Below are 16,190 nucleotides of genomic sequence, written 5' to 3'. Positions count from 1 at the left end.
ATAAGGAAGCACTATGGGAATTGGTAAGATCTTTAAGCCAATCACGAAGATTTTCAAAAGTGTAGGTAAGTTCTTGGGGATCACTCAAGACAAACAAGAGCAGCATCGTGAAGATGCAGGATATGAAGTGCAACATGAAGGCGCAGCTGTTGGGCTCGCGTGTGTATACGGTGAGACTAAATGCGGATCAACCGTTACATACAACCGAGTCTCAAACTATGGCAAATCAGGCAGTGGCCTGTCTGGTAAGCTGTATGCCAAGCTACTAGCTGAGGGCAAGCTCAAGCCAATCAACGAGCAGGACTGCACTGAGGGCGAATGGTATTGCTTGGTCTATACACTAGCTGAAGGCCCAATTGAAGAAATTGTAGATATCCAAGTAGACGGCGATTCTTTGCTTGTACCTATCGACAAACGAAAAGCATTGAAGACATGCGGCACTATTCCAGCTGAATGGATAGCCCCCAAGTATAAAAATCAGATTATTGCACAGTACAATACAGGTGCAGGCGCATTCCATTTTAATGAAATTGCATTACGCCGCCCTGAATACGATGAAACTTGTAAAGGCATTGGCCTTGCTCAGATTGCATTAGTAATGCGCCGCGATAATGAGAATGGAGAAATCCAGAACAAGCCAGATCTTGAGTGCATCATCAAGGGTAAAAAGATTATCGATTACAACTCCAAGAATCGAAATTTAGTTTACACAAATGAAAATGGTAACGTAGGTGCAAACCCATCATGGTGTATTTTGGACTTTGTTACTTCTCCTTTCGGTATGAATGTAGATATAAACGATATCGATATTGATACCTTCAAAGGCTTTGCATCATACAGTGCTCTGCAAGGTAATACTTGTAATGGTGGTACGGACCCCAAAAAGAATGCAAAAGCAAACCTTGAGCGCTTACAAGATGATTTTCAATGTACGGTGATCCACTCAGCCGACAAATGGAAGATTATTTGGAACGCGCCACAAGAAGCAGTATGCACAATTACCGAAGATGACATTATTTCTGAAGTTGTCTTTAACCCTGCACCTACAATGTCTGAGTTTAATGCGCTTGAAATTGAATTCAGAGACAGAACCAAAAACTTCCAACGCGATACATTACGTTATCCAAGCATGTCTAGGGATGAACTTATCTTGCGTGATGGGTTCGAAAAACCAACAAAGCTAACACGAGATTTCACATGCGATAAAGCACAAGTAGATAGAATCGCTGGCACTTTATATGAAATGACGCGAGACATGAAAGAGATCAAGTTCAAGACGACCGAAGTCGGTTATGCGCTTGAAGTTGGTGATGTAGTCAACGTAGATCATCCGCTGCTTGATAAGATTACTCCATTCCGCGTAATGGATATTACTAGAGGCACTGAGCTTGATGAAATGGGGACTGCTGAACTTCAACTCATGGAGTACAAGCCAAACTCTTTCAAGCATAAGCATGTTGCCGACGGCGGAAAATTTGCACCTGTCGAACCAGAGGTATTTGATCCACCGACTAACTTGAGTTTCAAGATTGTTGATGTAGGCGCTACGATGACAGGCTTACTAGAATGGGCTCCATCTTCATATACAGCGGTTGACTCTTACGTTATTCAATACAAGCTGAATGGTGCACCTAAATGGGATTACTACGAAAGCACAAAGAACCCTTATTTGTATTGCACATTACCAGCTAATCAACGTTGGGATTTCAGAGTGCAAGCTAAGTCCGTTTTCAACCACTATAGTGATCCAGCTGAGATATTCGATATTGATGCAAGCGATGATAGCTTGATGCCACAAATTACGGGCTTGCAACTTGTTACAACAGATGCAGACAAATCAGTAAGCACAACAAAAGACTTCCAGCTTAAATGGAATGATATGCTTGATACTAGCGTGAGAGTGGATCCGCAATTCTACCAAAAGCGTGATGTCAAAATGCGTGAAGTCTTCGACCATTACGAAATTGAAGTGTACCACGGCAAAAACGCAGGCAAGCGCACAGCGGTTTACTCAACTAAGACACCGGATCTCATTTATACCTTCAAGGATAACGCAACGAACGGCGTCTCTCGCTACGTTGAGTTCCGTGTAAGGTGTGTGTCTAAGGGTGGTGCTAAGTCGCAGGCTCCCGCTGTTCTAAAGGCGTTAAATCCGCAATGCAAACAGCCAGACGGGATTGAGGTATCAGCAACAGAGGCTGGCTTGCATGTTCTATGGAGCCCAAGCGCTGAAGATGACTACATTGGTACTCGTTTGTACTTCTACAAGAAAAGCATTTCTACAGGCTATAAGATTACCGAAGCCGATGTAATTGCAGAAACCAATTCAGGCTTTTATGTAGATGGGCGTTTCAGTGGTAACGGATATGTTAGGCTAGCTAATTACGATGTGTTTGGTAAAGATGATCTTAACTTATCGCCTGAAGTTCCAGTATCTGCTATTTCCATTTTAGAGAAGCTGGAAAAGACTAAAGGCGAGTTACTTACACAAGTACAGAATGATCTTAAAGGTCTTGAAGATACCATCGATACAGAAATCAAGGCTGCTAAAGAAGCTGCATTGAAAGGTGATGCTGTTGTCCAAGAGAACTTGACTTCAACTGAAGCAAAGCTAACCCAGAAGATTACTGACACAGATAAAAAGCAGGATGAAAAAACCACTAAGGCAATCAATGCAGCTTCAACCACTTTGAATACCGCAATTGTTGATGGTAACAAAGCAATAGCTAAACGGGTTGATACTGTAGAAACTAAAATGGGTGATGTTAGCGCTAAAGTCGAGACGCAAGCTAAAACAATTACTGATATCGAAGGTAACGTAGAAGCTAAGTGGTTTACTTCATTGAATGCAAATGGCGCAATCGCTGGCATTGAAATGTATGGCAATAGCAAGACCAAAACTTCATCGCTTGTACTGCAAGCCGATAAGATTGTGCTTAGATCAAATACTGGCACTGACCGTGCACAGTTCCAAGTTTCAGGTGATGAAGTGGTCATGAATAATGCTATCATCAAAAACTTAGGTGCAGGTAACATAGCCGCTAATGCAATTACATCTGATAAGATCGCTGCTAATGCAGTTAGCTCAAACCATTTAACTGCTAATGTGCAGCTGAACACGCCAACTATCATTATGCCACAATCAAGAATAGGTGATGGTCATGCAGGCTTTGGTGTAGGTGGCCCTTATAGTGCTTGGGGCTCTGGGTGGAATACCCTTATTGCTGTGGATGGCACCATTTATACAAACAAGCTTCAAGCATCATCAGGCAAGATTGCAAATATGCAGATTGCTAACTGTACAATCACCGAAGATTGTCACGTGAATGGATTCCTTTATGCAGACAAGATTATAGGTCTACCAGAGGGAAAAGCTTATGGCCTTGGTGAGTTTGGTGTTCCCATCAAAGGCCAGTGGAAAACAGTAGCGGAACACACAGTAAAGAGCCCAGAAGGCCGCTTCTCAACATCGTGCCTAATCACTATGCGCGGTGAAGCGGGCGGATATGCTAACTCGATGTATGGCTATAACGGATGGGCATGTATTGGTTGCCGTGTTCTGGTTAATGGCGTCGAAATATGGCGCGAAGCCGTGGACGCTACTCCAAGATGCGACCACGAGTTCCATACAGCTGGATTTAGCTGGTCTAGTATCCCCGTAAATGTTGGCTCCCAAGGTGGCGTGGTTACGCTTCAAGTGACGACAGTCGCTTATAGCAGATACAATGCAGGCCAAGTCACAAAAAACTGGGATGTAGATAGAGTATGGACTAACAGAGATTATGTTGTTCTTGTTCGATCTATGGAAGGTTGCTTCGTCAACTGGATAAACAAGTAATAATGGGCCAGAGAAATCTGGCCTTTTTTATGTATTTTTTACTAATAAATATAAAGCAACCAATAATAAAAATAAGAGGATGCCTATGTCAGATACAAAACCAGCAATTTATAACATGTCGCCTATTATAGGTGACGACAAACCTTATACACTTCGTTACTTACAAAGCGGACCGGATGGTAAAGCCTACCCCGTTGACCTAAGTAAGCTAACGATTAAGGGTGCTGCAAAAGCACAATACAGCTATGACCCCAATACCCCCTCATTTCCTCTCAGCATCACCGTACTAAATCAAACCCGTTATCCTGGGGCCTTTCAAATCGATTTCACTGGCGACAATACAGCTCAATTCCGTCGCGACAACTCACCTAAATCATTTGTTTATGACTTGGAATGGACAATTAACGTCCCCGCTAAAGACGGCGTACCTGCCCGCAAAATGAAGACGACTTTTATGCAAGGAATCATCACGTTTAGACCGGATGTAGCCGAATAAGGAGTGGTATGAAGTACTTTTTTGCAAATGAATACAAGGTGCGCGATGAAGTGCCAGAGCTAGAAAACATTATCGAGGATTTTCAACTAGAAGATGATTTGTACGCTCCACTGAAAGGTGAAGTAGCAGTTGAAGAAAACCCCTTTAGAGAAATGCTTTATCTGGAAGCTTACGTACCTGTAATAAAACAATAAGCCTAAAGGAAGATATCTTCCCTTAAACAATAATAATAAAAAGAGGCACAAATGGAATTTAACCCCAACGCACCAGTCATTATTGAAATCGAAACTTTGAACGGCCCTTCAGGAGCAACGTCTGTTGATGTTGTTTATGCTCGTGTCCCTTACTTGAGCAACATTTACGAAATCCAAGATCTGGAAAACGTGCAAGATGTAAAAGGCCAGAATGGTAAGGTTCTGCAAGTGTCTTCGAATGGCAAAGACGTAATTTGGTACGATGTAAACGCAGAAATCAAAAAGAAAGATGATGCACAAACTGCTGCACTTAAAGCAGAAGCTAAAGCGCGAGCTGACAAGGACACTGCACAAGACAATGCATTACAAGCAGAAATCAAACAAAACGATATTGATAATGCTGATATCCGTTTAAAAGCTCAAGCAGAGACTGATGCCCGTATTGCTTTAGGCGAGCAGGTAAACGACAAAGTCGATGCACTGCAAAAACAAAAAGACAGCGAAGTACAAGTACTTAAAAATACTGATGCCGTTGAAGCCAAGACTCGAAAAGATGCAGATGACGCTTTGCGCAAGAGTATTACAACCAATAAAGACCAGTCCGATAAGGACATGAAGACCGTACAAGATCAGTTTGTTGTACTGAACCAAAGCATCATTGATTCCGGTTCAAATTTGCTCTCTGCCATCGGTACAGTTGAAGATACCACCAAGACTATCGATGCAAAGCATGAAGCAAAAAACACAGCTCAAGATAAAGAGATTGTAATTATCAAGCGAGACTATGCCCCGAAAAGCTGGGTGCTTGATGAAATAAAAAAGATTTCAATCACTGAGATTTTTGTTGTTAATACAGTAAAAGATTTGCCTGACCCTAAAGCTCATTTAGGTGATTTCTACTTTATTACCGATACCAAAGAATGGGTTGTATCGGATGGCACGGCATACAAAGATGTTACTGGCGTTATCCCCGATGATCTCCAAAAGAAGTTTGATGATATCAACGCACGTATTACAGCTGAAGTAAACAAACTACTGCCTACCATCAAGCCTGCGCTTGAATGGCTACGCTTAGGTGGATACACCGGTACTGAAGTTGAGCTCGCCACATCACTAAACAACATAAAAGCATTTAAGCCAAGTGATTATCTCCCGCTTAAAGGCGGTGAAGTTCAAGGCTATATCATTTTCAAGCAAAATGTATTCAATGACAATAACCAACTAGTCAACAAAAAATATGTTGATGATAAATGCGCTGCTGAACGTACTTTCTCAAATCAAGTAGATGCTAAGAATGTGGCAAAGACAGGTGATTCAATGTCTGGCCCTCTTATTGTCAACAAAGCACCAAATGCAATCCAAATTCTGGATGCTAGTACTATTATGTTTCAAGAAGGTTCTAATACCCGCTTCCATTTAACAGGTGAAGGTAATAGCTTCAAGCTGAAGCATGGCAATAACGGTGAGAATGATATATTGATTATCACACCGGATGGTACTTGTTCAGCTAAGGATTTCATCCAAAATACCCCGCAAACAAACTTGCCGAATGCTTCTGCTCGTAAAGATTACGTAGATGCAAAGTTTAAAGAAGTTGATGAGAAGAATTTTACCTATTACAAAGCTGCACTCAACGTTAATCTGAATGTACTAGGCTCTTACAATTCAAGCGGCGTATATTTTCAGCCTGCAAATGCAAGCGCTACACCAGCTAATAATTACCCAGTTCAAGAAGCTGGTGATCTCATTGTTACCCCATCAGCTTATGGTTGCAGCCAAGAATACACTACCTTCAATTCCTGTCGTAAATTCGTTCGTGGCTTGTCAGCTGCATGGAATGGTAAAGACGGCCCATGGAATGAATGGAAAGAAATTTGGTCTGACAAATCAGGTGTTGATAGTACTTGGCTAAAAGATGATAACAAGCTCTTTAAGTCACGTGGTACTTGTGTCGCTGGCGCTAGCTTGAATGTTTGCACTTTGCCCGGCCATTACCAAGTAGATACTAAAGCTGTAGATACTCCTGAGCCGTCATACGGTCATATGACCGTGACTTCAAGCGGTGATAACCCAGCTAGTGGCGTATGGCTTCAACAGACCTTCTATGCGCATAACGGAAAGATCTGGACTCGTAGAAACGTCAATAACACTTGGGACGCTTGGATCAAGCTCTCCACTTCGCTTGATGACTTGCCTACACCGGCCGAGATTGGCGCTGTATCTGTTAAAGGCGGCAAGATTGAAGGGAACCTTGAGGTAACAGGCTTAGTTACCGTGAAGGGCGTAGATATCAGAGGTGCTAAGGGCGACACTGGCGTAACTGGACCTATAGGCCCACAAGGATTGAAGGGTGATCGAGGCGACGTTGGCCCACAAGGCATAGCTGGTAAGAACGGTGCAGATGGCAAGCCTGGCATTCAAGGTATACAAGGCGTTAAAGGCGACACTGGTCCCATAGGGGCGCAGGGTATACAAGGCATCCAAGGGCCTAAAGGCGATGATGGTGCCAAGAATGCATTGCCGCTCGCTGGCGGTACTGTAACAGGCATCATCAATGCCCCAGCTGGTATTAACTTGTCCGGTAATGGCAGCTTGATTTCACCGGATGGTAAAAGCTCTATCATCCTGAATAAAGCAGCGTCTATTCGTTATTGCCAAGATGATGGCAAAAATACATGGTTCCATACCTATGCCTCGGATGGCTGTTTCAATATTGCTTCCGGTAATGATACAACTCAAACTGTACTGTTCAAAACTGATTCCGGTGTAAACAGTTGGTTTACTGGCTCTGTCCAAATGACTGCAAAGGCAGGTAATAACTCTGTATTTGAATGGCATTGCCCAGGTAAACATGCACGGCTGCAATGGCTTGATGTTGCTACTGGGATGCTTAACACTGGTATTTCAAATGGAGCATTCACTGAAACCCAACGCATAATGGGCTTAGGTGCTAATTTTCAGCTAATGAATGGCGCAGCTTGGGCTTCAGCTAATAATCACTCCTTTGTAGAGCAATACCAAGCATATGCTCCTTATTCAGTAGATTTTGGCGCTGTTCCAGGTGGAAGCGATTATTACCAGATAGTCAAAGGCCGTTCAGTTGCTAATAGCTTCGGATACACTACAGATGCTGAATTCGGCATGCTTCGTAATGGTGGTGGTGCATGGGGTAAAGCTGTTATTCGTGTAGGTTCAGCAGAAGCAGGATCTAAAGGCACACAAGCAGCTTATACATTTGATGTATCAGGTAACATGAGCGTACCTAGCATGGTAACGGCTGCTGGTGTATCAACGGGTGCGAGCGGTGTTGCTACTACAGGTAATATGTCAATCAACAATGCCTCACCAACTATAGTGTTCCAAGACACTGACAACTTGCCTGCTATGCTACACAACAACTCAAACCTGTTCTATATCCTCAGGGGTGGCAGTGCAAACGCATCAAGCTGGGACGGTGGCCCTAATGGTCGTCACCCAATGACACTGAACCTTGCAAACGGCGATGTCGTGTTCTCTGGCAACATCGGCTCTTACTCCGACCAACGCCTAAAGAAAGACATCGAACCGCTGGAGAACGCTTTAGAGAGCGTTATGCAGCTACGTCCAGTCTTGTACAAGCGTATCGGTACCGATACTGATCGCGTAGAGTGCGGCTTCATCGCGCAAGAGCTACAGGAAGTGATTCCAGAAGTAGTGCAAACGCAAGAAGATGAAATGGGCACACTGACTGTTGACTATGCAAAGCTCGTTGCTTACATGGCAGGTGCTATCCAAACGCTCGAAGCGCGTATCGCAACACTTGAAGGGAGGGCTTAATATGGCCCTTCCATCATCAGGACAAATCTTTATGTCCCAAGTTGCTGCTGAACTTGGCATCGATGCTACTGGCTTGACGTTGAATGATCCTAGAGTACGTCAACTTGCAGGCAAGCCAAGCGGCCCTGTTTGGTTCAGCGACTTCTGGGGCAAAGCAAATGCTTATACTGGAACTATTTCTATAGGGAATAGTGGCACAACATCCGGTGTATATCGTCCAAATGCTACTAGTGGGTGGGTATATGGCTCATTTAGTAATCCAACGTGTTATGGAGCTTCAATTATATGGATGACTTGGGAAGTTGATAGATACGGCGGTACAGGTACTGGCGATATTAAGTTCAGTAGTGCAATTGGTAACGCACTGAAAATCACACTAAATGGTAAGTCGTGGAATACCACATCACATAATGGGAGTGGAGTTTATACTTACTCAGCAGATTGTAGTCAGTACTTAGAAGACACTCCTAGTCCAGTGAATATAGTTATAACCAAGATATAATTTTGTATCTTGCCACAGCAAGTCATTTTCAGGGATCGAGAATGATGTATCGCCACTCGTTAACGATAATGAGAATTGATTATTTTTGTTTCACTGTGCATATCTAGGTGTTCACGGCGTCAACAATGAGTAATAATAAGCCATTATCGGAGTGAGTGGAGGCAGGATGTTCAATTTTTTGGTGTTTAACGTTGACTGGGAATCAGGGAAGGTAAGTATCCCGATTGCGCGGGTACTTGAGTATACAGAGGATCACCTGAAAGACGAGTTCCGTGACGAGAACCGTAGGCTTCTACTTGATAGGCTTAAGGCGCTCCCATGCCTTTTTTGTATAGAAGGGACTGATGATGAAGTTGTTTATGTAGGGCAAATCATCAACGCAAGATTCTCTGGTACTTCGTTATCGTTAGAGGTGAACTTCGACAAGGATATTCCGCCCCTGCAAAATGAAATGCTTTATGGGAAAAGCAGTCAATTAGGCATAGATAATTTTGAGTTCTCAAGAAATCATTGGGCTGTGAAAGAGGTAGATCTATATCGTTTTTTGCTTTGTAACACGCAAGTGAGAAGGCAGCGGCCCACTGTGTTCAATTTGCCCGAACATGAGAACATTGATCCTACACTCGCTTCTGCAATGATGCCATTTGATGCGAGCTTTACGGCTGTATACGCTAGCATCAAACAAGCAGCCTTAAACGCTGGTTTCGACTGTAAGCGAGCAGATGATATCTGGGAACATGCTTCCATCATTCAGGATGTAGTATCGTTAATTGATCAATCGAATGTGGTTGTCTGCGACTGTTCTGGTAGAAACCCAAATGTGTTTTATGAAGCTGGCATTGCCCATACATTGGGCCGTGAAGTTATATTGATCACGCAAAGCGAATATGATATTCCGTTTGACCTCCGTCATCTTCGTTATATCAAGTACTTGAATAACTCAGAAGGGTTGGCTGCTTTAACTAAAGCACTGCAAAGCCGGATGCGGACAATTCTTGAACGTGAATGATTGATATAAAAAAAAGGGCCGAACGGCCCTTTTTGTTTTACGGTTTGACTCACTTTTTGAATTGTTCTGCAAACTTGATGCGGTCTTTGGTTTCGAAGCCTTTAGCTTTCATCACAGCGGCAAGCTCAGTTGGGATTTTACCAGCCATTTTTACGGTGTACTCTTTTCCGTCCACTACAACTTCAACCGGTGGCTGAACAGTACGAGTGCCTTTTTCTTTAGCTTCTGCTGGTGCTTTGGGCTGGACGGTGCCTGCGATGCGAGCAAGCACATCTTCGCGCAAATCTTCTGGGATGTTTGCCAGCAACTCTTCTACTTTCTCGTCCAGTTCTGCTTGGCGCTTGGCTTCCTTTTCGTGCTCTGCTTGCATTTCAGCAAACACCGAGTTGAACTTATCAACAACGTCCGCGAACGTGTCGAATCCAAGTTCACGAGCAAGCACACGGACAGAGCGGATGTTAGTAACAGTTTTGATTACTTCTGACATGATGGACCCCTTAAAAATTGAATTTGGTTTTTGTTTTGCTACGTGGCTGATGATGAGGCTTCTATGACTTTGAATCAATCCGTTTTTTGCGACCCCAAGCCAATTTCTTTGAAGCGACCAAGGTTCCCTTTAAAAACACTTCACATAAAACAGTATTTGCGTGTTCGGTATGTAGCACCACACGCAAGCCCATCAGCTGCAAAGCAGAGTTAACCTTACGGCGAAGCTCAAGATTGCTTGTGTTTAGTGCAAGATCAGTCACTGCATCTTTCTCGTCCGGCAAGATTCTTTGTGATGCTTTCTCGATCTTTTCATCCAACAAAGTGGCACGTTCTTCGGTTTGTTTGAACTTTGCTTTAGCTACTGCACTGCCAGAAGCAACCAAATCAATCAAGTTTTCCATTTCAGTTTGTAGCTGTGCACGTTTAGCCTTTAAGTTATCTAATGTGCGCATTTTGTTGCGGTTCAGTTTGCTGATATCAACATCCGGTAAGACCTCAAGTATGAAACGCTCTACTACCTCCATGGGGACGCTTTTACCTTTGCATGGCATACCTGACATGCGGCCATTACACCTGAGGTTGATCCGCTCAACTAAGCCCTCCGCGTTTGTCCAATTGCGGTAATGGCATATGTAGCTGTGGTTACATTCACCACACAAGCAACAGCTTGAAACGATAGAAAGTAAGCCTGTTATCTTTGTGGCTTTAACTTGCCGTGCCTCGCGGATAGAACGGACTTTTTCAAACGTTGCAATATCAACAACAGGCGGAAAGTAATCGTCAATTGGATCACCTGTTTGCGGTGTAAATGTGCCATACACTGATGGGCTAGAGAGCATCGTTGATACCCTAGCCGAGTTCCATTTTTGGACTTTCATCTTTTTGGCAGCTTGCTTTACTGGGTACTGGATGGCGCGTTCATCCAGTTCACGCGCAATTGCTCGGAATGACATGCCGCTCAAGTACAAATCAAAAATGAGCTTTACTGTTACAGCGTGCTCGTTTAGTTGCAGTGACTCATCAACTACATCGATCCACACAGGCGTATTCTTTCGGATGATTTTGCCGTGCACAGCTTGCGCTAATTTGCGCTGTATAGCGTCATGAGAACGCTTGCTCTTCATCATGCTTTCGTTATGTGCTCGCTCCATGATGGCAAGCGCAAGGTGCAGGAGATGCGTTTCTGTGGCGGTATAAACAATGCCTGTTGAGACTTCATGAATCTCTACGCCAGCGCGGATTATGTCGATGAAGCGTGAAAGGGCAGACAGGGTATGATCGCGGCCTAAGCGGTCGAGTGACTCCACAACTAACGCGCTCGGGACTTCAATGAGCTTGTCCTTTATGGCTTGCAAGAATGCGCCTAGATGCCCGTCTAAGTGCTTTGCATGGAAGGCGCTTGCTACGTCCTGCTGTATGTCTATGACGTTGAGAGAGTGCGAGAGACAGTACGAGAGCGCGTTCTCCAGCTGGCGATCTAAGCCAACGCCTGCTGTTTGCTTAGTGGATGAAATACGTTGGTACAAGTAGGCATTCACTGTAAGGCTCCGGTTGTTATTGTGCGCAATACCAATGTACTATGCTCGGTCGGCACCCCGCCGCAGAACGGGTGGCTGCTCACATCGAGCCGGCCGTGGGCAAAATCGAAGCCGAGCAGCCCCATCACCTGCTGGCCGAGCGCCTGCTGGGCGGCGATGGGGAAGGGGCCTTGCGGGATCTGCACCGACTCGTGCTTTTGCTGCTCGCTCACGGTCTGGATCAGGTTCGGCAGCCAGCCGGTCAGATCGCCGAAGATCTCGTCGAGCCGGGCGCTGGTCATGCCCGGCTCATAGAGCGCCAGCATGGCGTCGTAGGGGCGCACCCCAAGCGCCTCGGCACGCAGGGAGGCGACCTCCCGCGACAGTTTCACCACTTCTGCGAGGTTTGGGGAAAAGCCGGCCCAGTCGTTCTCCTTGCGCTGGCGGCGCCAGGCGTGCTCGCACTTGCTGCCGGCGAGCGACAGCGCCTCCACGAGATCCCCGGGCAGCAGGCTCGCATCCTGCCAGTGGCGCTTGATTTCGCGCAGGTTGGCGCGCTGGATCTCGTCCAGCGGCTCGCTCTCGGCCTTGGCAATCCAGTCGCCCAGCTCGGGGGCGGTGCGCTTGTGGTGGATCAGCAGCCCCAGTTCGGCCATGGCCTCGGCGCGGGCTTCGTTGCCCCCCTCCGGCATCATGGCGGCCTGATCCCAGCCACAGATGGCCGAGAGGTGGGAGAGCCGGTGCAGCTGTTGCTGATGTTGTTCAAGTTTCTGATATGACATGGGATTGTCCTTGTTATCGTCCCTGATGGCGTGCACCCCGTACCTGGCATGCTCGGGGCCGTTCGATGCTACCACCGCTCACCGGTCGGTGCGAGTCGCCGCTCAGACGAGCCGCTTCTGGTGGCGTTCGCGGTTCTCCGCCTTCTTGCGCTCGCTCTTGCGCAGCAGTACGTAGAGGGCGCCACCGCCGCCGTGGCGACGCTCGGCGCTGTGCATGGCCATCACCGCCGGCAGTTGCGGCAACCAGGCGCTGACATAGCTTTTGAGCAGGGCGCGCGGCGTGCTGCGCTCTCCCTTGCCGTGCAGGATCAGCAGGCAACGGATGTCGCGCAGTTCGCAATCCGCGATGAACTGCACCAGGCTCTGGCGCGCTTCGTTCAGGGTCTTCTGGTACAGGTCCAGGCTCGCCTGCAGCTCGTACTTGCCGAGCCGCAGCTTCTTGTAGACCCCCTCCTGCACCCCGTCACGCTTGAAGCCGACGATGGCGTGGGGGTCGAGCATCTCGACCGCTTCCATGCTGAGGTGATCCAGGGCGAGTTGTTCGGCGGTGGCGGCCTGGCGCCGCGCCAGCTGGGCGTCGGTCGGGCTGCTGGCCGTCTGGAGGCGGACATGGTCGTTGCGAATGGGGCGCACATCGGCCACTTCATTGCGAAACAGTGAGAGTTCGTCGTTTTGAGACACGGCAGGCTCCCCGCAGGTGGAATGAGCGGCCATTATAGCGGGCGGGGGCAGATCTGAAAGTGGCGGGCGCGGCAGTGGCGCGGGTCTGCTCAGACCCTGAGCAAAGGGGAGGCGAGGGCGGGATCAGGCGATCGGGGATCGCCTGACGCAGGCTTATTGGCCCTCTTTCGGCGGCTTGGCGTTCATCACCTTGTAGATGAAATAAGCCGCGTAGGAACTGATCAGCAGGAAGGTACCGATAATCACCAACATGGACATCAGTCCCACGCTGTTGCCGAACATCAGGTTCATCCAAAAATCCATCTCGTGCACTCCTGTCATCCCATTGATGACAGGCATGATAGATACCTCTTTGGGAGCAAAGAGATGATCTCGATCAAGTCCCCTTGTGGTTATTAAATCGGCAGCCGGATCTGTGAGCCTCCTCCCAGTTCAAGACCCTGACGGGGCCGGTGTGGCCCCGTCGGCGCCTATTGGCGGGCAGGCTTGCGCGGGCCCGGCTCGGTGAGCGGGGTGATGCGCCAGCCCTGCTGTTCCAGCAGGGCGAGCAGCCCCTGGTCGCCGTAAAGATGCAGCGCCCCTACCACGATGAAACTCTCGTTCGGCAGGGTGGACCACTTCTTCAGCCAGTTGTGGTTGCGCTCCGCCAGCAGGGTCTGCTCCAGCCAGGCCTGCAGTTTGGGCGGCGCCATCTCCGATTTGAGCAGGTTGATGAGGGTCGCCTCGTCCCCCTCTTCCCACGCCTTCATCACTTCGCCAAAGCCGCGCTCGAGCTCGGGCAGCTCGTCCAGGGTGCTCTCCAGCATCAGGGTCTGGTTGTCACCGACGCTGGCGAGGTAGCCGAGCTGCTCGAGCAGGGTCTCGAAGCCGATGATGGGCTTGCCGCCGTCGGTGGCCTGTTTGGCGAAGTGCTGATCCACCCCGAGCGCGCTGCGAAAGTCGGTGCGCTCCAGCGCCGCCTGGGTGAGGGTGATGGCGGCGAACCAGGGGCGCAGCGGGGCCAGCATGTTCTCGGTCAGGCCGTTCTGGCCGGCGGCGATGATGGTGCGCCGGTAGAGGTCGAGCGGTATGTGCTCCTTGAGGGTCTTGCCGTCCACCAGCCGGGTGATGGCCCCCATCTCCTGCCACTGCTGCTGGCTGATGTGGGTCAGATCGACCTCCAGCACCAGGGCGCGGCTCTGCAGCCAGGCCCGCTCGATGGGGTCGGGCAGCGGATAGAGCGAGGGCTTGCCCGCGTGGATGGAGCCCAGCAGCCAGTGCTGCTGATCGCCCTTGCTGACCTTATAGAAGGCGGGGTCGGCAAAGGCGCTCAGCGGCAGCAGCAGGCAGAGCAGGAAGGGGAGCAGCAGGCGATGGAGTCTCATGGGGCACCTTATGTCAGCGGATGGCTTCTCTTCGTCACAATAACCCCTATGATAAGTCCTCATTTGTCACAGCCAAGAGGTTTTCCCATGCCCCACCTTCGTTTCCGGGCCATCTCCGTCGACACCCTCAAGCAGATAAGCACCCCTCTGCTGGCGGATCTCTGCGCCCTCACCGGGGGCAAACCTGAGTTCGTCACCCTGGAGTGCATCGATAGCCACTGGGTGCGCGAAGGGGAGCGCGAGGCCGGCTTTCCGTTTGTCGAGCTGGTCTGGTTCGAACGCCCGCAGGAGCTGCAGGACGCGGTCGCGGCGCTGATCACTCGTCACCTGAAAGCTGTGCTGGGGGAGCAGACCTATGTGGTGGTGCAGGTGCTGCCCATCGTCAAGAGCTGTTATTACAGCAACGGTCAGCACTACTGAGGCTGCGGTGCTGCCAGGAATTGCGGCTTGGCTGATTCAGGCCACTCTGATGCCGGTTGGTGGAGATGAGACGAAAGGCGACGATGCGCGTCGTCGCCTCTGGCTGCCGGTGGTTTGCGGGCGTGTCGGGTGGCGAAGCGGTCGCCGTCAGGCCGACTTGGCGAGGATCCGGTCGAGCAGGCGGCTTGGCAACAGGCGGCGCAGTACCCCGAACAGCCGGGTCGGGAAGGTGACCGGGTAGCGGTGTTTGGGGCGCGGGCTGCCGAGTGCATGCAGCAGCGGCGCTATGCAGGCTTCGCTTGGCAGGGTAAAACCGCGGGCACCCCCTTCGCGCTCCAGCCGGCTCAGGGTCTGCTGGTAGGCGGCCTGATGGCGGCTGGTTGCGGGATCTATGTGGCGCAGGAAGGCGGCGCGGGCATTGGCCCGAAAGCGGGTGTCGATGGGACCGGGCTCGATCAGGCTGATCTGCACGCCGCTGCCTGCCAGCTCCAGGCGCAGGGTATCGGTATACCCTTCCAGCGCGAACTTGCTGGCGTTGTAGGCGCCGCGATACTTCATGGCCACCAGCCCCAGCACCGAGCTGTTCTGCACGATGCGCCCCTCGCCGGCCGCCAGCATGGCCGGCAGCAACTGGCGAATGAGGTGGTGCCAACCGAACAGGTTGGTGTCGAACTGCTCGCGCAGCGCCTGGGTGGGCAGATCCTCCAGCGCGCCGGGCTGGCCGTAGGCGCCGTTGTTGAACAGGCCATACAGGCGGCCACCGGCCAGTGCCTGTGCCTCGGCCGCGCCCCTCTCTATGCTGGCCTCGTTGGCCAGATCCAGCTCGACCGCCAGCAAACCCAGCTGGCGCAGCTGCGCCACGTCCTCGGCCTTGCGGGCGGAGGCGATGACGGTGTAGCCGTGCTGGCCGAGCGCCTTGGCGGCGGCCAGGCCGATGCCGCTGGAGCAGCCGGTGATCAGAACGAAGCGGGACATGGGCGCATCCTTGTGGTGACGGGGCAGGCAGAAGCGCCTGCGGCTTTGCATGTTAACCCGCTGATCAGAAAAAAGAAAACCGGGCCAATTGGCCCGGTTTGCTAACG

General features: G+C 49.5%; 13 protein-coding genes and 1 pseudogene. 7 read left to right on the top strand and 7 right to left on the bottom strand.

The annotated features are described in order from the left end of the window. Positions 1 to 13: 13 nt before the first annotated feature. From CK627_RS20825 to CK627_RS20810, 6 genes are all read left to right on the top strand, one after another. Positions 14 to 3,838, top strand: coding sequence for a phage tail protein (locus CK627_RS20825; protein ID WP_095593270.1), 3,825 nt, complete (start codon positions 14 to 16; stop codon positions 3,836 to 3,838). A gap of 85 nt (positions 3,839 to 3,923) precedes the next feature. Beyond that, entirely contained in the window at positions 3,924 to 4,334 is a 411-nt protein-coding gene (locus CK627_RS22715; protein ID WP_157737201.1) for a hypothetical protein, read from the top strand. Positions 4,335 to 4,342: 8 nt separating this feature from the next. Then, positions 4,343 to 4,528, top strand: coding sequence for a hypothetical protein (locus CK627_RS20820; RefSeq protein WP_095593269.1), 186 nt, complete (start codon positions 4,343 to 4,345; stop codon positions 4,526 to 4,528). A gap of 51 nt (positions 4,529 to 4,579) precedes the next feature. After that, positions 4,580 to 8,344 (top strand): tail fiber domain-containing protein, encoded by a 3,765-nt coding sequence (locus CK627_RS20815; protein WP_095593268.1) that lies wholly within the window; start codon positions 4,580 to 4,582, stop codon positions 8,342 to 8,344. Positions 8,345 to 8,375: 31 nt separating this feature from the next. Further along, complete coding sequence (locus CK627_RS22710; protein ID WP_157737200.1) at positions 8,376 to 8,846, top strand: hypothetical protein; 471 nt, start codon at positions 8,376 to 8,378, stop codon at positions 8,844 to 8,846. A gap of 166 nt (positions 8,847 to 9,012) precedes the next feature. Continuing rightward, positions 9,013 to 9,855, top strand: coding sequence for a hypothetical protein (locus tag CK627_RS20810; RefSeq protein WP_095593267.1), 843 nt, complete (start codon positions 9,013 to 9,015; stop codon positions 9,853 to 9,855). Positions 9,856 to 9,904: 49 nt separating this feature from the next. On the opposite strand, the gene CK627_RS20805 is transcribed toward CK627_RS20810, so the two are convergent. The 6 genes and pseudogenes from CK627_RS20805 to CK627_RS20780 all read right to left on the bottom strand — a co-directional run bounded on the left by CK627_RS20805 (position 9,905) and on the right by CK627_RS20780 (position 14,688). Next, positions 9,905 to 10,342, bottom strand: coding sequence for an H-NS family histone-like protein (locus CK627_RS20805; protein WP_095593266.1), 438 nt, complete (start codon positions 10,340 to 10,342; stop codon positions 9,905 to 9,907). Between the two features lie 61 nt (positions 10,343 to 10,403). Then, positions 10,404 to 11,882, bottom strand: coding sequence for a recombinase family protein (locus CK627_RS20800; protein WP_095593265.1), 1,479 nt, complete (start codon positions 11,880 to 11,882; stop codon positions 10,404 to 10,406). A gap of 44 nt (positions 11,883 to 11,926) precedes the next feature. Further along, positions 11,927 to 12,643, bottom strand: a pseudogene (locus tag CK627_RS20795) (carboxypeptidase M32); the annotation flags it as partial. Positions 12,644 to 12,745: 102 nt separating this feature from the next. Further along, positions 12,746 to 13,324 (bottom strand): DNA endonuclease SmrA, encoded by a 579-nt coding sequence (smrA, locus tag CK627_RS20790; protein ID WP_095593264.1) that lies wholly within the window; start codon positions 13,322 to 13,324, stop codon positions 12,746 to 12,748. 153 nt (positions 13,325 to 13,477) lie between these two features. Then, positions 13,478 to 13,627, bottom strand: coding sequence for a DUF3149 domain-containing protein (locus tag CK627_RS20785; protein ID WP_010634864.1), 150 nt, complete (start codon positions 13,625 to 13,627; stop codon positions 13,478 to 13,480). Between the two features lie 167 nt (positions 13,628 to 13,794). Next, entirely contained in the window at positions 13,795 to 14,688 is an 894-nt protein-coding gene (locus CK627_RS20780; protein ID WP_054544240.1) for a TraB/GumN family protein, read from the bottom strand. A gap of 87 nt (positions 14,689 to 14,775) precedes the next feature. On the opposite strand from CK627_RS20780, the gene CK627_RS20775 reads away from it, so the two are divergent. Then, positions 14,776 to 15,108: a DUF1904 family protein gene (locus tag CK627_RS20775; RefSeq protein WP_019840249.1), complete on the top strand. Its 333-nt coding sequence runs from the start codon at positions 14,776 to 14,778 to the stop codon at positions 15,106 to 15,108. A gap of 147 nt (positions 15,109 to 15,255) precedes the next feature. On the opposite strand, the gene CK627_RS20770 is transcribed toward CK627_RS20775, so the two are convergent. Then, on the bottom strand, positions 15,256 to 16,083 hold the full coding sequence (locus CK627_RS20770; protein ID WP_045790479.1) for an SDR family oxidoreductase: 828 nt from the start codon (positions 16,081 to 16,083) through the stop codon (positions 15,256 to 15,258). Positions 16,084 to 16,190 lie beyond the last annotated feature (107 nt).

The sequence above is a fragment of the Aeromonas dhakensis genome, assembly GCF_002285935.1.
In the GTDB taxonomy this organism is placed as follows: domain Bacteria; phylum Pseudomonadota; class Gammaproteobacteria; order Enterobacterales; family Aeromonadaceae; genus Aeromonas; species Aeromonas dhakensis.
The sequence above is the reverse complement of the archived record's forward strand: the minus strand, read 5'-3'. Positions and strand labels throughout refer to the sequence as shown.